Annotated in this window: 16 protein-coding genes and 1 pseudogene; 2 read left to right on the top strand and 15 right to left on the bottom strand. The window is 40.1% G+C overall.

What is annotated here, in order from left to right:
- The 13 genes and pseudogenes from OQX61_RS13095 to OQX61_RS13035 all read right to left on the bottom strand — a co-directional run.
- A pseudogene (locus OQX61_RS13095) lies at window positions 1-771 on the bottom strand (hypothetical protein); the annotation flags it as partial.
- 133 nt (window positions 772-904) lie between these two features.
- Window positions 905-2,509, bottom strand: a complete 1,605-nt coding sequence (locus OQX61_RS13090; protein WP_265842152.1) for a response regulator — start codon at window positions 2,507-2,509, stop codon at window positions 905-907.
- 236 nt (window positions 2,510-2,745) lie between these two features.
- A complete protein-coding gene (locus OQX61_RS13085) occupies window positions 2,746-3,780 on the bottom strand; it encodes a thioredoxin domain-containing protein (RefSeq protein ID WP_265842151.1) in 1,035 nt (344 codons plus the stop codon).
- An 18-nt stretch (window positions 3,781-3,798) separates the two neighbouring features.
- Complete coding sequence (locus tag OQX61_RS13080; protein WP_265842150.1) at window positions 3,799-5,514, bottom strand: S8 family serine peptidase; 1,716 nt, start codon at window positions 5,512-5,514, stop codon at window positions 3,799-3,801.
- A 170-nt stretch (window positions 5,515-5,684) separates the two neighbouring features.
- Window positions 5,685-6,827 carry an aspartyl protease family protein gene (locus OQX61_RS13075; RefSeq protein WP_265842149.1) on the bottom strand — a complete coding sequence of 381 codons (1,143 nt, stop codon included), beginning with the start codon at window positions 6,825-6,827 and terminating at the stop codon, window positions 5,685-5,687.
- Between the two features lie 4 nt (window positions 6,828-6,831).
- Entirely contained in the window at window positions 6,832-7,815 is a 984-nt protein-coding gene (locus tag OQX61_RS13070) for a TlpA disulfide reductase family protein (RefSeq protein WP_265842148.1), read from the bottom strand.
- Window positions 7,815-8,792 carry a hypothetical protein gene (locus tag OQX61_RS13065; protein WP_265842147.1) on the bottom strand — a complete coding sequence of 326 codons (978 nt, stop codon included), beginning with the start codon at window positions 8,790-8,792 and terminating at the stop codon, window positions 7,815-7,817. Before OQX61_RS13065 ends, OQX61_RS13070 begins: the two co-directional genes overlap by 1 nt.
- A 22-nt stretch (window positions 8,793-8,814) precedes the next feature.
- Window positions 8,815-10,377, bottom strand: a complete 1,563-nt coding sequence (locus OQX61_RS13060; RefSeq protein WP_265842146.1) for a RagB/SusD family nutrient uptake outer membrane protein — start codon at window positions 10,375-10,377, stop codon at window positions 8,815-8,817.
- A gap of 10 nt (window positions 10,378-10,387) precedes the next feature.
- Window positions 10,388-14,002: a SusC/RagA family TonB-linked outer membrane protein gene (locus OQX61_RS13055; RefSeq protein ID WP_265842145.1), complete on the bottom strand. Its 3,615-nt coding sequence runs from the start codon at window positions 14,000-14,002 to the stop codon at window positions 10,388-10,390.
- Between the two features lie 309 nt (window positions 14,003-14,311).
- On the bottom strand, window positions 14,312-15,493 hold the full coding sequence (locus tag OQX61_RS13050) for a FecR domain-containing protein (RefSeq protein WP_265842144.1): 1,182 nt from the start codon (window positions 15,491-15,493) through the stop codon (window positions 14,312-14,314).
- A gap of 85 nt (window positions 15,494-15,578) precedes the next feature.
- Window positions 15,579-16,148 (bottom strand): RNA polymerase sigma-70 factor, encoded by a 570-nt coding sequence (locus OQX61_RS13045; RefSeq protein WP_265842143.1) that lies wholly within the window; start codon window positions 16,146-16,148, stop codon window positions 15,579-15,581.
- A 130-nt stretch (window positions 16,149-16,278) separates the two neighbouring features.
- Window positions 16,279-16,614, bottom strand: a complete 336-nt coding sequence (locus OQX61_RS13040) for a hypothetical protein (protein ID WP_265842142.1) — start codon at window positions 16,612-16,614, stop codon at window positions 16,279-16,281.
- A 603-nt stretch (window positions 16,615-17,217) separates the two neighbouring features.
- Window positions 17,218-17,739: a sigma-70 family RNA polymerase sigma factor gene (locus OQX61_RS13035; protein WP_265842141.1), complete on the bottom strand. Its 522-nt coding sequence runs from the start codon at window positions 17,737-17,739 to the stop codon at window positions 17,218-17,220.
- Here OQX61_RS13035 and OQX61_RS13030 point away from each other — a divergent pair.
- Complete coding sequence (locus OQX61_RS13030; protein WP_265842140.1) at window positions 17,626-17,955, top strand: GNAT family N-acetyltransferase; 330 nt, start codon at window positions 17,626-17,628, stop codon at window positions 17,953-17,955. The two genes, OQX61_RS13035 and OQX61_RS13030, sit on opposite strands and share 114 nt — an antisense overlap.
- Here the strand turns inward: OQX61_RS13030 and OQX61_RS13025 are convergent.
- Both OQX61_RS13025 and OQX61_RS13020 read right to left on the bottom strand, forming a co-directional pair.
- Window positions 17,940-18,449, bottom strand: coding sequence for a GNAT family N-acetyltransferase (locus OQX61_RS13025; RefSeq protein ID WP_265842139.1), 510 nt, complete (start codon window positions 18,447-18,449; stop codon window positions 17,940-17,942). The two genes, OQX61_RS13030 and OQX61_RS13025, sit on opposite strands and share 16 nt — an antisense overlap.
- 6 nt (window positions 18,450-18,455) lie before the next feature.
- Window positions 18,456-19,286 carry an alpha/beta hydrolase-fold protein gene (locus OQX61_RS13020; RefSeq protein WP_265842138.1) on the bottom strand — a complete coding sequence of 277 codons (831 nt, stop codon included), beginning with the start codon at window positions 19,284-19,286 and terminating at the stop codon, window positions 18,456-18,458.
- Between the two features lie 102 nt (window positions 19,287-19,388).
- On the opposite strand from OQX61_RS13020, the gene OQX61_RS13015 reads away from it, so the two are divergent.
- Window positions 19,389-20,339: a 2-dehydropantoate 2-reductase gene (locus tag OQX61_RS13015; RefSeq protein WP_265842137.1), complete on the top strand. Its 951-nt coding sequence runs from the start codon at window positions 19,389-19,391 to the stop codon at window positions 20,337-20,339.
- The last annotated feature ends 21 nt before the right edge of the window (window positions 20,340-20,360 follow it).

The raw sequence follows: 20,360 nt of genomic DNA, 5'->3' as shown, positions 1-20,360 counted from the left end.
TCCTTGTTTCACATACACATCACCTGTGCTGTTGTCTACATAAGTATCACCGTCTTTCCCCGGAGTCGCCGGACCAGCAGGACCGTTTCCGCCGGTAATAGATTTCCCATCAATTCCATTTGTACCATTATCCCCTTTCGGACCTTTGATATTTCCGGTTACGGTCCAGTTATCTCCTTGTTTCACATACACATCACCTGTACTGTTATCTACATAGGTATCACCATCTTTCCCCGGAGTTACTGCACCAGGGGCACCTGGTCCGCCAGTAATTGACAAACCATCTTTACCATCAGCTCCTTTCGGGCCGCTAATATTTGTCCAGGTATTTGTTGTTGGATTATAAATCCAGGTACCATCCTGGTTAGTTACAATCGTTACCCCTGGCCCTGTACCTCCCGGTTGTCCGGGAATGCCCGGAGTTCCTGTTTCTCCAGGGTGGTTCTCAATTTTAATTATTCCCGGATCTCCTTTTACAAAAACCCATTTTGTTCCATCATTATAGTAAATCCCCGGAAGTACATCGCCTGCCGTGGCGGTATTATAAACCATCATACCTGCAACATGCGCAGTTAATGGGAATGAATTTGTGGTTGCTTTCAAGGGAACCCTTGTATGAAGTATGCCCTTATTTGAGCTTTCAAGTTCAAGAATAGCATCCTTATTCGGCAAATTGCCTCCTGTAGCCGTACCATCTTTAACTTTTTGCTGACCAGATGCCGCGATTGCAAACAACATGACCGAAAAACTTAATAGTAAATGTTTTTTCATTGGTAAAATAATAAGATAGATTTTTATGATATTAACCCCGATACAACACAGTAAGCAATTAGTACTAAGCCGACTCCATATATTTCTCTGATTGCAGGGAGAAGAAGAAAAGTGAAGGGTGGAAAATGAGGGATTACACAGTCACACAATTCCCTATAGCAAGAAATCGCTGAATCTTTCTGTGTAAAAAATCCACGTCAAAAGGCTTGCTGACTACATCATTTGCTCCGGCAGATAAGGCCGCATTTTTATCGGCATCAAGCACAGAAGAAGAGAATGAAATAATAGGAATATTTTCTTTTCCCGGCACATCACCGGCTCTGATTAAACGGATTGCTTCCAAACCATTCATCACCGGCATGAAAGTATCCATCAGAATCAATTGATAGTCTCCGGATCTCAGCTCGTCGAGGACTTCAGCTCCATTTCCGACAATTTTATAATCAATATCCCATTGTTTGAATATCCTTTTTATCACAAATGCATTAATGATATTATCTTCGGCAATCAGGATTCTTGCAGTCTTTAAGCACCGCAACTCTTCAGAATCTGAAAACGTTTTTTCCATTTTGGGTTTGGCGATTTTATACCAGTTGGTATAGGAAAAACAACTACCTACATGGGCTGTACTTTTGGCTTCCAACTCACCCCCTTTGAGCTTCACCAATTCTTTAACCAGAGAAAGACCTAAGCCTATTCCGTCACAATCGACAGTTGTTTGTGCATCACCCTGCTCAAAAGTATCAAAGATCTTTTCGAGGTTCTCTTTTGAAATCCCAATACCCGTATCACATACAGAAAATTTAATCTGGACATTACTTCCCTTCTGAGCACAAAGGATAACCTTTAAAATTACCGTCCCGAAAAGTGTAAACTTAATCGCATTTGCCACCAGGTTAATTAGAATCTGATTCAGCCTCAATGAATCTGCCATTACAAAATCCGGTAACTCTCCATCAAATTCCAATAAGAGCTCCAACCCCTTTTCCCTGGCTTCAATTTTTAATAGATTGAGTATGGAATTACAATTTTGCAATAGGGCGGTTTGAGATTTAACAATCTTAAACTTACCCGCCTCAATCTTGGAAAGATCCAGAATGTCATTAACAACACCTAGTAAAGAGCTGGAAGAAATTGCCAGTAACCGAATCATCTCCTTTTGATCTTCCGTTAAATTGGTATCATGGAGCAGCCTTGTCAGTCCAATAATACCATTAATCGGGGTACGAAGTTCATGACTCATATTGGCCAGAAAATTCTCCTTTAAACTTTTACTTCTTTCAGCTTCTTCTTTAGCCCTGACCAACTCTTTCTGGAATGCCTGTAACTCTTTATTCTTTTTTCTGATGTTATGCTGATGACGCACAATCTGGATAAAAGAGTCTACTTTGGCAGCGGTTACCAATGGATTAAGGGGCTTGTAGAGATAATCTACAGCCCCTAGATTTAACCCCCTCACTAAATGCTTTTTGTCTTTAAACATGGCGGTCACGAAAATGACCAGAATATCTTTAGTCTGTAGATTACTCTTGAGTAGATTAACAAATTCAAAACCATCCATCTCCGGCATTTTAACATCAACCATTACAATGGCAATGTCCAACTCCAGCGCCATCCGAAGTCCTTCATGAGGAGAAGTGGTACTGAATATATTTACGTCATCCCGTTTTACCAGGCTTTCTAATGCGATGAGGTTCCCCTGTCTGTCATCCACTAAAAGAATGTTAATCTTCTCCATACAGCTATTTGGTTTTCAAGCTTGGTTACAAAACGCTATTTTTTCAAATCGTGCAACAGACCAAATACAACACAGAACTACATAAGTACCAAATCGATACAAAATATATCTTCTAATTACCCGAAGAAAAACCAGGCCCATAAAAAAAGGTTGGAGCAATAACTCCAACCCTTTTTTATCATAAACCCAGAAATCATTAAACACTGAATTTCCTACATTTCGCCTTTTTTTACATCCTATTTATTCAATATTGCTTTCAACCGCTCTTCCACCTTCTCCTTGCTATCCGCACCAACATCTCTGAAAACTGTTCCTGTGACAGGTGCAAAAAACACCAGCGGAATCGCAATTGCATTGAAATTATCTCTTAACTCTCCTTCTTTATCCACGTTCACCTTATAAAAGATGATCTTGTCTTTGTACTTTGCAGCCATTTCTTCCATAATTGGCATCATCCGCAGACAAGGACCACACCAGGAAGCCCAGAAATCAACAACCACCGGTTTATCACCAATCGTTTTCCATTCCTTACCAGACCTGTAATCGTAAATATTACTCAGGAAATAGTTTCGGTCTACCTCATTAACCTTTCCGGGAACAATCACAACTTCTTCCTTTTTAAAGACTACTCTCCGACTATCCTCCTCAGAGAACGCTTGCAAATAGTATTTCCCTCTTGGTATATCCAGAGATAGCAACCCCTTTTTCAGGAAAGAATTGGCGGGCACAGGAAAGATCTCAACAGGAACATTTGTAGTTTTTCCATTACTAATCAAATCCAGTATAATGTTATCCTCATTGATCTGTATCGCCCCACGGTTCTCAATTTTCACGTAAAGCGGACGGTAAGGTCCGGAAATAATAATGGTCTTGTTTTTAGTATTAATACTGAGCACACAATTGGTAAAAACATTAAAGCCAATTACACCTTCCACACCCAGTTTACTAAACAACTCAGTCTCTTTTTCCACTTTTACCCGAACAGATTTATAGTATAAATTCTTCCCTATAAAAAAACCCTGAGCCTCCGCCCGACCATCTGCAGCAACAACCAGATTCCTAGACTTAGCCGCAGCCTCTGTCAGTAAAATACCGCTTTTAGTATTTAGAACAAATTGTCCTTCTCTACCGCCCACATTGGCCTGAATGATCAAATAACCTTCCTTATCCTGATAAGGTAATACCTCTTCAAATTTATTCTGGGCAACCACTGTGCCTGTCGAAAAAAGCAGGAACAGATACCATACCGCACTTATATTTTTAATGTTCATGATCTATATTTTTAATGTTTATTTACTTAAAGTATCGGCAGCCTTTACCGCCTGGTAAGCATTCACAATCCCACCGGAGATACTTAAATCCTTTAACAGATACAGATCCGTTACCAAACCACGCCCTGCTTTTATCGTTTTCTCTACTTCCACACCTGCTCTACTGGTTACATTGTTCAGCATCAAAGTTCTCAATTGAGTACCCGTCAGGTTTGGATAATAAGACTTGATCAGTCCTGCAATCCCCGCAGCCACTGATAACGCAGCTAAAGACCCATTGCTAATCCGGTAAGTACTACCTAAATAAGTTGTTGAAATGTTCACACCCGGCGCATACAGATCCAACTCTGTTTTACTATAATTGGTTGCTTTAACCGGATTCCCCTTTTCATCGGAAGCGGCAACTGACATGAAATTCCCCAGATCTTTAGCAGAACCCACATGACGATTTGGATAATATGCCTTTTTCCCTAAATCTTCAGACATATCCCAAACCGGAGCAATCACCAATACTCCCTTTTTCTCTGCATAAACCAGAGCATCGCTCATCCATTTAGCTTCTTCCGGCGGACAAATAGCGTTAGGCATACCCAATACAATTACGTCCGCTTTATGATCCGCAGCATAGCGAATCGCCAGCGCGATGTCCTTGTAAAATGGCTCACCATCTTTAGGGTATACTTTTAAAGGCATCAATTGGGCATCAACAATTCCATTTATCCCCAAATCGTTATTTCTTTGTGCAGCTATTACTCCCGCGGCAGTAGTTCCATAAAACGCACTGTTGCTAAAAACATCATTGTTACCATAGTTCTTTTGGTTGATGTTGTTCGGGTCATCCCCCACAACACTTCGGTTATCTGTTACCTTACGTAATTCTGCTTCATATTTCAGTGCGTACTGAGGGTATTTAATCATAAAGAAATCCTTATACTTCGCAAAAGACATCAATGGTGGCTTTACTCCCGCTGTAGGCATTTTAAAAGTCATTCCAAGCGCCAGAAACTGAGCAGAATAATACTTCAGTGAATCTGCCTTGTAATTATGTGCTATTTTTGCAAAAGCAGTTCCATCAACCTTAGTTAAATCAGGATATTTCTCCATCATTGCCGTATTGAAATCATGAAATAGATAATACTTCATGAATCTGTATAAATCGGCTTGCATAAAGGCTGCACCAATACTTGAAGCGGGTAAAACCTGCTTTCTGAAGTATTGAAATTCAGTTAGATTGGCTGGCTTTGGAACAACCACCGGTTGATCCTTTACAACATCAAAACGCACATAGTCTTTGCCATTAAACCAGATTCCCAGATACTGACCTTTAAGTCTCATAAACTCCCTGTCGGCAACTTTATTGGTTTTATTCAATACATCACCATTTGCATTTCCTAAGAAATTCCATCCATTTACATCATCAACCAATCCATTCTTATCATTGTCAATACCATCTGCCTTATCCGCTGGATTGATCCAGAGTTGATTTTTCAAATCCTCATGCTGGATATCCAGGCCATAGCCTACCATCGCAATAATGGGTTTCTTTTTAGGTTGTTTCCCTTTTAAAAATTCATACGCTTTATTGACTTCAGCGCCATAAACTCCGTCCTGGTCAAAGGCGGAGAATTGCCAGTCTAATATTTTCTGTTTAGGGCTCGGTTTCACCAATTGCCCATTTACATGAAATGCGACAACGCATAGAATTCCACTAAAAACAACAGTTACTTTTTTCATTTTGGTTCTTTTAATATTTATAGTTCAGGTCTTTTTCTCATGATTATAGAACAGGAACCGGGATCTCTCCCGGACCTGTACAGTTGAGCGCTGCGTATTTCCCAGGCATAGCAAATCCTTGCAAATTGATATTTGCCTTTTTTTTATCCGCTAATGCGATACATGTGTACTTATGTTTTCTTGATGGTGATTTTTTTTATGCCTTCGTCAGTTTTTACAGTAAGCTCAATAGCATTGCTGTTTTTAAGCTCCGGTATTCCTTTGGTCATGCTTTCACAAAGACTTAAAGCTGCTACTGCTTTCCCATTGATATGTGTTACCTGATCACCCAGTTTAACACCTGTTTTTACATCATCCCATATGGCAGCAACTACCAGTTTTTGGTCTTTGACGAACAAGTCTATATCCCATTTTTTTTCATAATCCGTGATCGGTTCCGTCTGATAGGGTTCGAAATAAAACAGTTTATTGATATAATCAATCGTTACTTTACCGTAGTCCAGTAAATGAAGTCCGAGTAAAGATTCCGGAGAATTGGAAGATCCGCTTTTATAGTTTAGAAATTTCTGGGACCCCAGTTTAAATTCCGGCATATTAATCAGGTATCTGTTTCCCGGAGGACCAAAACCATTCACGCCAATAGAACCAATGGCCTTTCCGGTTTTCACAATTGACACTTCATTTCCACCTAATAATTTCCTAAAATCATCAGATTTCAATAACAATGCCGAGGAAGCGCCCGAATCAAACAACACATCAATATCGGTATAACTTCCAACATTCATCGAAAACACCGGCATTCCATTACTGGTTGGTGTAAACTCATAAACCTGTTTTCTACCATTTAAAGACAACTTACCTTCATTAGTAATATGGATGGTCTTGCTTTTATCATCAATTTCGATGCTGCAATTTTTAAACATATCACTACCAAATAATCCAACTGCGCCATCAAAACAAGCAAAAACCTCATTGTCAATGACCATCGAATTCACCTGCGTAAAGACAGCTTTACCATCTGGTGTCGCAATGGTAGGAATTTTAACCATTTCCAAATTGACCTTAACATTATTTACGTCTGTGATTACCCTGTTGGTGATGGTATTTAAACCCAGAGCATTTTTCAGTTTGGAGCTGATGCTAGTCTGCCCGCCAGTATCAAAAATAAAGGGAACCGCATTCCCATCTACGATAATACTCACCACCATTTTACCCCCGGTTACGTGATAAGGTAAGCTGGCATTAAAAACCTGTGCTACGCAAGTACCGATGCTAAACACCATACTGCAAAGAAGAATTATATATCTGTTCATTGAATTATTTGCTATTAGTTAACTTTTCCAGTGCCATTTTTAAGGCTGCTGAACTTTGAATATCTCTTTCCAGAATAACCCCTTTTTCATCCAGGATCACGCAATAAGGAATCATTTTAAACCCGTACTTCGCATTGAGGTCGGATTTATAAAAACCGCGTTTATCCCATAACTTCATCCATGGAATTTGCATATCTTCCAGTCCTTTTTCATATTTAGCAGGATCATCATCCAGAGAAATGCTCACAAATTGCACCTCATCTTTAAAATCATTGTAAAAGGTTTTGAATTCTTTCATTGCAGTTCTGCAGGGGCCACACCAGGAAGCCCAGAAATCCAATACTGTTATTTTTCCTCTTAGATCCTTTAAGGAAGTCAGCTTTCCGCGGTCATCAGGTAAGGAGAAATCAGGAGCAGGCACCCCCTTACGCTGTAGTTTCAAACTGTCTACCCGCTTTAGCAACCATTGTCCGGCGGCCGAATTAAACGTACCCGACTTTTCGAGAATTGCCGCATTAAAATCATATTTATCATTGTTAAAAAGACAAGCTAAAGCACAGAGTTCACCAGCATTTAAAGCGGTAAAAGCACCTGGGTTTACCTTACGCTGATCTATCAATTTTTCAGGAATAAAAGCGGCCAAAGCCAAATGGCGGTCTATCCCCTTAAAGTCAAGGGCTGTGTTTTTATTATCTGCCACATCATAATACCCGTTAACGATAACGGTTTGATTGGTTAAATAGACTTTTTCTACTGTTTTACCGATCATGATCTGGTATAAATCAGGACTAAGCAAAGCGACATTTATTTGGAAATCTCCGGATTTACCATCAATTGTGGCAGTGCCCAGTATGGCTCCCGACAAAGTTTTCAGCGAAATTTCCAGGGGCTGCTCTGTTCTGATGTCCCCTTTAAGGATGAACGATGCAGCGGCACTGATCTTGCTTAGGCATACGAGCAGCGCTATGGTCATCAACAGACGCCCCATTATTTAGCCCTCCAGTTACCAATCGCCTGCAAATCAATATTGTATTGTCTTTTATAAAAGTTGATCATCAGATTATACTTCTTCTTAATCAATCCATTAGGATCTTTCAGCCCGTTGAGCATTCCTTTATACGTGGCATCCGTAATCGGTGTCGTATTATTGGTTAAATCTTCATATGGGGTAGAAGTGATGGCGCGTAAATAGGCATACCAATCTGAATTGGGTGTTGGAATGGTTGTCCCCACTCCGATGAAACCTCTTTTATAACGTTCCACTACCGGAGTACCTGCGGTTGGTACTGCGGGTGTTGCTGGTAAAATCGTCGTATAATCCGAGCTGGTTAGAAAATCTACGGATTTGCCCATCTTCCCTGTAATGTTTCCCATTTTTAAGAAACTAAAATTCACATCATTCTTAAAGATGGTTACACTATCTATCGGAGTTTTAATCCTCAAAACGGCCTTCCTTCCCCAATTTACTGCAAAGCTTTGATATCCACCCATGGTGGTTCCAGTAATAGTGGCTGCTTCATTACTCCCGATTAAGAAGGCATTTACTTCAGGATTTGTCGTACCTAATCTAACTGAGCTGCATAAAAACATTTTAATTGGCAGGTATTTTCTTAGGGTCGAATCCTGGTAGTTGCTGAAAAAGGTATTGTCCAGGAGGTCCAGTTGTTCTGGGATATAGGTTTCATCCGCTGGTACAGTTCTGTAATTCTGAATATTGGTTCCGATATTCCAGTAAACATCCTGCTCGGTAAACTTATACAATAAAAAGGTGCCAAATCTGTCATAATATGATTGGATGCGTTGATCAAAAGGATGATCACCTTGTGGCAATACCCAGGTCTTTTCCGGGGTTTCAGTTGGTATGATGACTTCCTTTTCTTTTTTACAAGCCATCAAAAAAGTGAATCCGATGAAAAGTAAAGCTATGGCGTATATACGCTTGTCAGGAGAAAATATAGGTTTCATATGAGGTATAGCTAAATAAAAATTATTGATTTTGAACCAGTAATGGGTTGCGTTTCATCACAACCTCAGGGATTTGCAAAGTATATCTGCTATCCCCTTTTTCCAGTGTAAAAGTTTCTCCGGATCCTGGAATCTCTTCATAATAATGAGAGATGGCGGGCATCCCATACCTTCTCAGGTCAAACCAACGGTGGCCTTCGAAAGCCAGTTCCCTTCTGCGCTCATCTTTATAAAAATCAAGTAAGGCCGCTCCATCCGTAATATTTACCGGAATATATGGCTGTCTGGTATCATACCTGGAAGCTCTCAACTTGTTGAGGTCATTCAATGCCGCAGGAAATCCAGCACCTCCACCGGTTAAAGCTTTACGAATATTGGCTTCTGCACGGTTTAAATAAAGTTCGGCAATCCTGAGCCCGCCACCACCTTTAGATCCACAATAGACTTTAAAATCAGGAATTGGTAATCCGGGAGGCTTTGGCACAAAACCCAAAAACAGGCCTTCGTAATATAATCTTGCTCTCAAATCAGCCAGATAGATCTCATTATCTTTTACCGGGCGACTTTCATACAATTTCATCAATTCAGTAGATGGCGAATAGGGAGGATTTAAAACAGCACTTACCGCTGGGCTTAGAGAAGACACAAAAACTTCCTTATCTGCACTAGGATTAGGCTCATATGCCCAGATGATCTCATTACTCTTTGCCGGGTCATAAATCTTATTGTATTTCGTACCTAAGAAACTATTATTCCAGGCATAAAAACCTCCGGACGCAGTAAAAGAACTCAACTGTGCTAAATTTGATTTTATAGCCAATGCTTTATCCGCATACTCAATGGTTTTATCCCATTGTTCCTGATATAAATAAATTCTCGACAACATGGTATAAGCGGCCTGTTCGCTCATTTTATAGACCCCATTGTTTTTAGGATTGTTCCTCATGAGCAATGCCGCCTCCAGGAAGTCTTTTTCCATTTGAGCATAAACTTCAGCAACGGTACTTCGGGCAAAAAACTGATCTGACACTGACATATCTAGTTTTAAGGGCACACCAGGATTGGTTTCCGGATTGGAAGCAGGGTCATTATAAGGCCTGGCATACATGTTTACCAGAATAAAATAATAATAGGCCCGCATGGCTAAAGCCTGACCGCGCAAATTTTGTTTCTCCGTTTCCGATCCCGACACTTTACCAATATAGTCCAATATCACATTGCATCCTGCGATCTGCTTATAGAGGATCTGCCAGGAATTAACAGGTGTAACGTAAGTAATTCCCCCTGTTAAAATCAAATCCTCAAACATACTTTTCTTCCAGCTAAATGCACTTTTTATCTTTTTAACGATAGTGATATATCTATCCTGGCCCTGTCCACCTGAACATGCGATGTCGTCGGTTATGTAATTTAATACGAGACTCAAATTGGTTTGATAAGGATAACCATCTCCGGACATAAGCGAAGTTAAATCGGATAAATTTCCAGGTTTCACTTCATCCTGACTGCTTTCCTCCAGAAATTTTTTACAGCTGCTATTTGTGAACAGTACAAGCAGCATAAGTATATATAGTAGACGTTTCATGTTTAATAATTTAGAAAGTGACTGATAAAGAGAAAACGTGAGTACGCGGTAAAGGCTGCCCCCCGGAAGCAACTTCCGGATCTATTCCTTTATAATCTTTACTCACCATGGTGAATGGGTTACTTAATGAATAACCAAATGTGGTGTTCTTACTTAAAAAGCGCTTGCTGATATGATCAGGCAAAGAATAATTCACATTGATGTTATTCATGCGGAGAAATGAGGCATTAACTACCCTGCTTGCTGTGTAGTTATAAAAGGTATAAGGAGAATAAGGGGTTACTTCTCCGGGAACAAATACACTAGCCCCCGGCCCGGTATAGTTAGATGGTATACCAGGCAGCATGCCGGCAATCAATTCATCTCCAGGTTTGCGCCAGCGGTTCACAAGTTCAGCACTTAGGTTAGTGAATTCATTAGGTGTATTGTTGGCAATATCAGGCGTATAAAGATTTGGTAATATTTTCTTTCCTCCTAAGGACACATACAAATTAGTGGAGACTGTAAATTGCTTATACCTGACACTAGTACTAAAACCACCGGTGAAATCTGCATTGAGTTTTCCACCATAAATCATATAGCCTGTAGCATCTTCCCTACTTTCTGCATTCACTGGTAGGTTAAAAGTTGGTCTTCCTGCTGCATTAAGTCCGGTATAATCAAAAATCCAGAAAGAAGAAACCGGATAGCCTGCTACATTATAGCTTCCAGATACGGCATTAAACCAGGTTCCATTTGGCAGCAACTTACTCGTTACTTTATTGTGGTTGTAGCCCGAATTTAAGGAGACAGTCCAGGTCAGATTTTTGTTTCTAACCGGTACAAAATTAATGGCCACATCCAGTCCTGAATTCTCCAAATCACCACTATTTACCGGCATTTGTAATACCCCATACTCATAAGGCACATCTTTCAGAACAATCAGGTCTTTACTTTTCTTATTGTAGTAATCCACACTGGCAGAAATCCGGTTGGAGAAAAAGCTCAGGTCAAAACCCAGATTGACAGTCTGCGTTTTTTCCATGCGCAAATCAGTATAAGGTAAAGTGCTGATTTTAAGAATTGGCTCGCCTGTCATTGAATTGATCCCGTCATTTGCGGAAGGCATTCTTGCCACTAAATCAGGTCCATAATTTTCGGCCACATTCCCCTGGTAACCGTAAGTAGCACGAATGCTAAAATCATTAAACCATTCTGTACGTTCAAACCAACTTTCTCTGGCCACATTCCATTTGGCACCAATTGCCCAAACCGGACTAAAACGCGAACGGGTATCCTGCCCAAAACGATTGGAAGCATCACCTCTGATACTCATGTTAAACACATATTTGGAATCGTAACTATAGGCTCCTGTCAGATAATAGGCTACATAATTCGCCTTCCTGTCTGTGAGTGTATTTAAAGTTTCTGTGGTATAAATTGGATTCTCTGCTAAAGTTCCAAAAGTCGAATTTATGTAAGTAGCGGGTGGATTCAAAAATACTTTCCCGCGATCAGGCAAATATCCATATGCCTTATTACTGGACCCGGCATATTGGTTGCTTCTCATTTCAAATCCAACCATACCAGAAACAAAGTGTTTTTTAGCAATGGTTTTCTGATAACTTAACCCGTTTCTAAAGGTATAATTCAGGTTTCTGCTCTCTAACTGATCCAAAACGCCTCCATTTGGCAATATTGAAGCCTTATACTCAGTTGTAGCTGGCCCAAAATCACCATACTCATACCCTCTTTTATAGGTTATTAAATTCGTAAACTGATCGGCATAAGCTTCCCCATGGGTATTGGTATATCCTAATCCCAAAGTAGATTCAAAACGGAATCCTAAAGGCAACTGGTATTTGATATTTATTGCTGAATTTAAATTGCTCTTGTAATTATAATTTCCGGTATGCGCCTGCTCGTTTAAATAATTATACTTAAAAACACCATTCCCTTTCATATAATAGGCCAAAGAACCATCCGGATTGAAGGCCGGTATAGCCCTGTTTGTTTTCGTGGCATACGCATAGGGCGTCGCATCCAGGTCATAAAAGCCATTAGTGGTCGCGTAAGCACCAGACAAACGTACCCCAACAGTCAGCTTACTGTTCACTATACTGGTAAAATTCACATTCCCATTGTAACTATCCTGACTATTTCCTTTAGCCTGTCCAACTTTATTATTGTAACCAAAGGAACCATAATAGGAGTTTGTAGGACCACCACCGCCGATACTGATATTGTGGTTTTGACTTAAAGGCGTTTGAAACAAAAGATCCAACCAATCTGTATTGTTTAATTCCAGCTGTTTAACGCCGGCATTAAAATCTTCATAAGGTAGTTTATTCGTCAAATACTGATTTAACAACCCTTGATAACCTATATTATCCCAGCTATTTTTGTTAGATAGCAAACCTCTTTCATAGATTTCTCTGGAAACGTCGATTCTTTGCTGCGAGTTCATCAGGTTCAGTTGATCATAACTCAGTTTATTTTCAAAGGAAAAGCTGTTATTGTAACTGATTTGCGGTGTGCTGCCGGGTTTCCCTCTTTTAGTATTGATCAGGATCACTCCATTGGCGGCTTTTACCCCATAAATAGCCGTAGATGCCGCATCTTTTAATACGGTTACATCCTCAATATCATATGGGTTTAACCAGGAAATGGCGGAGCCGATAAACTGCTTTAATCCGTCAGAAGTGCTAGCACCAGTATTCCAGTTATTTAATTCCGTAGCTTTAAAGGGCAGGGGGTCTTCCTGAATAATACCATCAACTACCCAAACCGGCTCCTGATTACCCAATAAGGTAGATGTTCCCCGAACCCTGACGGTTTGCTTGGTTCCAACCATTCCAGAATTATTGATCACCTGCATTCCGGCAAGTTTTCCCTGCAATAGTTGTTCAATCGTATTGGTTCCGTTAATGACCAGATCCTCTGCCTTAACTCTGGCTAAAGAACCAGTCATCATGGCTTTTTTAACATCCTGATAACCGTTGGAAATCACCACCTCATCTAATTTCCCGGCAGATTCCTGGAGCTGAATACTTCCCATGTTTTTTGCCGCAGGCACTTCCTTTTGTTCATAACCCAGAAAGGAAATCATCAACAGGTCGTTTTCGTCGACGTTTGCCAGTTTAAAATCCCCGTAAGCATCCGTGAAAGTCATGCGATTCCCCTTTTTACTCCTTACCGTAGCTTTTACAAGAGGTCGCCCGTTCTCATCAATCACTTTACCTGTAACGTCAATCTGATTAAACCGATCTATAATCCGGTCCAGCAAAGACTTATCTTTTTCCTTGATCACAATGACCTTGTCCTCAATGACATATTCAAATGACTGATTCTCAAATGTTTTATTCAGCACCTCTTTCAGGTCTGCATTATTAAAACTGGCATCGAATGTTTTAGCCGTTTTAATTGATTTTGAAGGCCATAACACGTCATAGCCAGCTTGTTTTTTAATTACTTTAAAGAGCTGTTGCAGTGAGGCATCTTTTTGCACAAAAGTGATTTTTTGCGCAAAACCAGCAGCACTCACCTGCATCATGGTTACAATAAGTAAAACAGAGGTAATATTCATCCCCATAATTAACTGTCTTTTAAAAGATTTATTCAGCCGGAGGACACCCCCTACTGTCATAAATATTGTGGTTAATAACCGGCTTAAAGGCCGATAATAATTCTTAGTATAAATTTTATACATTTGGAAACTGTTTAATTTCTTGAAATTTGTTACACGCAATATTTTTTGATTAATCAGTATTCAGGGCTCCGGTCACTACCCGGAGTCCTTTTCTTATTTCTGCAAGATTTCTTTATAAACTGATTGATCACTGTTAAAGCAGCATGCTGCCTTTTACAGAAAGATTAGGAGTCTTTTTGATGAACTGTCATAGTTGGTTGGTTTAGGTTTATTTATTACTCGCAGCCATTTAGAGCAGCAAGCGGTTTATTTAAGCACAATTATTTTATCAGCTTCCAGTTTAAACTTCGCAAGTCCGGTTAATTCCAATTTGCTCAGCACTTTAGACAGTTTGCTGAAACGCGATATAGATCCGCCAATGGCAATGTCTTTCAAAGCTTCATCCTCATATTCGACTTTAACATTGTACCATCGCGAAATTTGTTTCATAATCAGTTCTAAACGTTCGTCGGGAAAGACAAACATTCCATTTTTCCAGGCCAGGGCCAATTCGGGATCGACTTCCTTCAGTTTGAAATCTTTACCATTAAAAATGGCTTCCTGATCGGGTTTCACTATCGTGACTTTCTCTGTTGTATTTTCCTGAGTATTTCCGGCAAGGGCCGACAGCCCAATTAATCCTTCTACCAGCGTTGTTTTTATGCTTCCATCATCTTTATAACTGTTGATGTTAAAATGGGTACCCAGTACTTTTAGCTCCTGCGTACCCGATTTCACATAAAAGGGGTGCTTTTTATCTTTAAAAACTTCGAAGTACCCTTCACCGCTCAGGCTAACCCTGCGTGCTCCGCGCTCATCCGGGGCAGTTGCAAAGGTCAGACTTGAAGCGGCGTTAAGCACAACGAAGGTCCCATCTGGCAAACGCAGCTGATAGGTTTCTCCATTCGTAGTAGTAAGTGTATGATAAACCGGAGTATTGAATTTTCCGGTAGTTGATGCAGGCTGAAGCTCATAAAGCAACTGGCCATCCGCTGTTTTAGAAATTTTGATCCCTGCCTCTTTTGCCAGCTCGCCATTCAGCTGATCAGACAGGTTAATTTTCTTGCCATTGGCAAGTGTTAATATCGCAGTATGTTTACCGGGATTAAGGTCGTTGGCCAGGAATCGGTTTTCATAGTTATCCTGCTGCTTCTGGTAAATCCAGAATCCTGCAAAACAAACCATAAGAATGGAAGCTGCCACCGCAATACGTGGCCAGATAGAACGGGAAGGCTGGACAATAATTGGTTTAACACCCTGTATTTCTTCACGGATATAGAATCTCATCTCAAATCCGATTTGCTCCCGTTCTTCCGCTTCCAGGTTTTCCCAGTCCGGATGTTCCGTGATAACCTGATCCAGGTGGTAGATATAAGCTGCCATTTCTGCTCTCGTTGCGGTTCCTTCGGAGACTTTAGTGGCGATGCTAATGATTTCTTCTTTTTGCATTACATTTTAGGCTAATTAAATGTAAAGCACTTGAAGAGGACTTATCCCTTGTATGATTTTGAATAAATTTGCAATTTATTGATTATCAATGAAATAAAAACAAAATAAAGCTGCCGTTTCGTAGTTTTTCTCTCAGTTTCCTGAGTGCCGTGGTGATATGGCCTTCTACTGTTTTCTCAGAAATGTTTAACTGATCAGCGATCTCTTTATTAGAAAGCTGTTGAAAGCGGCTCATAGAAAAAATTTCCCGGCAGCGCTCAGGGAGTTCGGCAGTAACCTGGTGAATAAATGATTCTAATTCTTTAGCTTCCAGCAACAAAGACTCATCCATAGCGGCAATCGTCTGATCGAAATTACCTTTATAAAATTCTGCTCTGGCCTTATTTGCACGGATGTAATTGGCGGTTTTAAACCTTACGGCAGTCAGCAGGTAACCTTTACAGGAAGTTAAAACCCATTGTTCGCGGTGTTCCCAAAACCAGATAAAAATGTCTTGAACAATATCTTTACTACTCTCATGATCTCTCAGGATATTATAGGCCATTCCATAAAGCGCGCTCCAGTGTCGGCTATACATTTCATCAAAAGCAGCGTAATTCCCTTCCTTTATCATTCCGAGAAGTTGCGTTTCGCTGACTACCTTAAAATTCGACATGTATAACGTTAATCCTGATTGATAAGCAATTTAAGAAAATTGGAAAACAATACTAAGGAATTTATCTTAAAACTTATGCTATTAAAAAATAATCTAAAAGTATAAACTCTGATTTTTCCGGATTAACCTATTAAAAAAATCGCCATGAGGTCCTGATAGCATCACTAGTTGAAGTACCTACAATGGTAAAGTTAGAAAGTATGGGATGTGTTTTTGGTGTTAGTGTATAAGAACCACCTTGCTCAGTTGGTGAATTGTTATCAGATTCGATACCGTTTGAATCTGAACTTCCACTGCTTTGGCTATGGGTAGAGTTTTTATCAGCAATTGCTACTGCAAAATTGATCTCTCCATTGTAACCATTGTCAAAATCAAAGTTATCATCAGCAGCAGCTTTTGAAATTAAATAAGAAGCATTAACTGATCCACCGAAAAACTCAAAAGAATCATCTCTACCATAATTCACTTCGATATGATCTAAAGTAGTGCCATAACCTACACCACTGCAAGTAAGACCATTTACTTCATTATCCGGGCTTAAGTTAAAACCTGCATATTCAATACGTATATAACAAGAGAAATCTCTGCCTGTCTACAAGTATATATCCCGCCCGGAAGGCAAATGTCTAGTCGACCATGAAATATTTTACATTTTTCCTAACAGGAGATATAAAACCGTTTACAGAAACACTCATTTCTTCTCTAAAAGAAGGGAGTGTTTCCATTTTCCAACCATGAAGAAAATGACTGACCATAAAAAACAGAAAACACCCCTGAATTTCTCCGGTTTTCAGGGGTGTTTTAACCGTATAAAAACCGCTATCTGTTTTGCTATTGTTTTGCTCTTATTTTGCTTTTGTTTTGCTCCTGTTTTGCCTGAGCAAAACAAAAGCAAAACAGTAACAAAACTAAAACCGGAAAATGTAAAGACTAATTATGGCTATTATTCAAATTAACCATTAGTTAAACCAGAAATAATAAGCGCTCCAGAAAACAAGAACCAGAGCAAAAAACATCCAGACCAAGACGGTTTCCGGGGTATGAATTTTGAAATATTGTCGGATATGGCTCAATGATTTTGCCATGTGACTGTGGACGGTATTTTTGAAATGTTCAGTTCATTAGAAATCCGTTCATAACTGGCTCCTTCCTCCCTGCTGAGTTTAAAAACTTTTTTACTTTGTGGGGCTAGACTTTCCATTGCCTTTTCGGCCAGATTACGGTAATCTTGTAAGTCCATAAAACTAGCCACAGGATCATAAATATGTTCCTGATTTGCGAGTTCATTTTCATAAGCATTCGCTTTTGCTTTCCGCTGAAATTCCTTATACACCAGATTTCTGGTGATGGTTAACAAAAAAGCATTGAAATCCTTAGTCGCATCTACGGTATGCTTATATTTCCATAAGCGAACGAAGACCAGTTGCGTGAGTTCGGTTGCGGTTTCGGAACACCTCACAAAGCGATAAGCAAATTGGTGGATTTTACCTTTATAACGATAAACTCGATATGTGAAGTTTTGGTTTCCGATCCGGAGCAAGGTGGTAAACACATTGGAATGGGCAGAATTACCGGTGATGGCGGTTGTCATTGTCAGATCACAGACATGTGTGTGTTGCCGGAATATCAGGGTAAAGGAATAGGCAAATCTATCATGGAAAAACTCATGGAATTTATCAATGATGAATTGCCGGTTTCCTGCTACATCAGCTTAATTGCAGATGGTGATGCCAGCTTTTTATATGAAAAATTTGGGTTTAAAGACACATTGCCTGCTTCCAAAGGCATGGCTTATTTAAAGCGCTGATCCAGTGTTAAGCCATATAACCGGAGCATCTCCCCTTCATTAGTGATTTCTTTTTCAAATACCATCCCTAATTTCTCCAAAAGCCGGATGGAGCGCACATTGTCCGTTAAACTAGTGGCCAGGATCCGGGAATGTGCTGCCAGGATTGCAGGATCTTTCAGCAAGGCTGATGCTGCTTCATAGGCATAGCCTTTTCCGTTATAAGCAGGAAGAAAGGCAAAGCCGATATCATGGTCCGGTAAGTAGTCTCTTTTGATCAGACTCAACATCCCTACCCGGGTTTTTGAGGTATTCAGCTTCACCACAAAATAGGTTACATCCGGGTTGTCTATGATTTTTTGGGTATAAACCAGGGCATCCTGTAAACCATGTACATTCCTTTCGCCAATAAATTGCTTCCAGCCTGGCGTATTGACCAATTCCAGCAAAAATGGCGCATCAGCTAAAGTCAGCTGATCTAAAGAAAGACTGGATGTAAGTATAGGCGTCTTCATAGGAAATTATTTTTTAGGATTGAAAAGCTCAAAGCCTTTGTAAAGTGCATGGTGTAATACATTCGCATGATTTCCTTCCGGGAAAAATGCAAAATGAACTTCTAAATTGGTGGTTTTTAAGATTTCGGACAGCTTTTTAGCATCACCTTCCATTACTGCTCCTTCTTTACCTACCGCCACATAAACTTTGATCTTTTGCGCAGGTAAAGTTTTCAATAACTCCGGTGCTTTAGCCAACAAAGATTCGTCATCCCACCATAAACTCGGACTCACGATCAGGTACTGATTGAACAATGATGGCGCTTTTAGCAGCACTTCCGTAGCCAGCAAAGCACCTAAACTCTGACCTGACAGGGTTTTAATCCCATTCGTTTTATAGTTTTTCGCGATGTAAGGTTGAAGCTCTTTTCCGATGAAACGGATGAACTTTTCGGATTGTCCGGTTGTAGGGTAGTCTTTTTTATCTTTTGCATTAGTAGTCGGAAAGGTAAAATCCCTTTTTCGATCTATATTTCCGATTCCAACAACAATCGTCGCAGGCATAGTTTCTGTCATCGTTAAAAACTGAACCAGTCCGGCAACATGTATAAAATCTTCGTTTGCAGAACCATCCAGCAGGTAAATTACAGGGTAAGTTTTTGCGGAATCAGGATGATAACCTTCCGGCAGATAAATATTAAGTGTTCTGCTTTCTCCTAATATATTCGATTTAATCTTATCTGTTTTACCAATAGAGAACGAGCTGCTTTCGGTACTTTGAGGGATTTGAACTTGCTGTGCGCTGGCCTGACTGAAGGTAAACAGCCCTGGTATCAACAAGAAGAATAAATAGTTCATAGATAGGTGTATTTTTTTCAAAAGTATAAATCATTTGACATAAATAAACAGCTATGGAGTATTAATCTGATTAATTTGCACAGATATTTTTCTATCCTATACATGAAAACAACTATAAAAAAACTAACAGTAATCGGGCTCGGAGGAGTTGGGGGTTACTTCGGATTTAAACTCGCACAATGCTATTCAACTCCCGAAGAACTAAATATCTCTTTTGTTGCCAGAGGAGAGACCTATGAAATCGTAAAGCAAAACGGACTCAGGCTGATATCTCCGGAGCATGAAAATCCGATAGCCCATCCTGCGGAAATCTATGCGGACTTTGCCGATGTCCCTGCTCCTGATGTCATCCTCATTTGTGTCAAGGAGTACGACCTCGAGAAGGTTTGTCTGGCCTTAAAAGACAAGATCAAAGCAAATACCGTGATTTTACCCTTAATGAATGGGGTAGATATTTATGAAAGAATCCGCAAGGTCATTACAACTGGTATTGTACTTCCTGCCTGTGTTTATGTAGCTTCTCATATTAAAGAAAAAGGAACAGTAGAACATAAAGGAAACGCGGGTAAAATAGTGGTCGGCAATGATCCCCAAAATCCGGATTATGATGCGCAGAACCTGGTAGGTTTAATGAAATCAGCGGGTATTGACATCTTGTATAAAACGGATGCTTTTCCGGACATCTGGACCAAATTCTTCTTCATTGCCAGTTTCGGACTGGTTTCTGCCAGGTATAATCAATCCATCGGGCAAATCAATGAACTGCCGGAACTCCGTGAAAGAGCAACCATGATTATGGAGGAAATCAAGGCGATTGCCACAAAGAAAAATATCAGTATTCCGGCAGAGATCATTGCCAATACTTTTCAAAAGGCGGCGACTTTCCCCTATACTACTCCTACCTCTTTGCAGCTGGATATTCAGGCTAAAAAGGAAAACACGGAACTGGAATTATTTGCAGGTGCCATTATCGATTACGGAAAAGTCCTGGACCTTCCTGTCCTGGAAAGCACCAGGATTTATGAAGAAATAAAAGCAGGTCTTATCAGTTAATCAGATAAGATTTACCCGGAG

This window comes from Pedobacter sp. PLR (assembly GCF_026239675.1).
Lineage (GTDB): Bacteria > Bacteroidota > Bacteroidia > Sphingobacteriales > Sphingobacteriaceae > Pedobacter.
The sequence above is the reverse complement of the archived record's forward strand: the minus strand, read 5'-3'. Positions and strand labels throughout refer to the sequence as shown.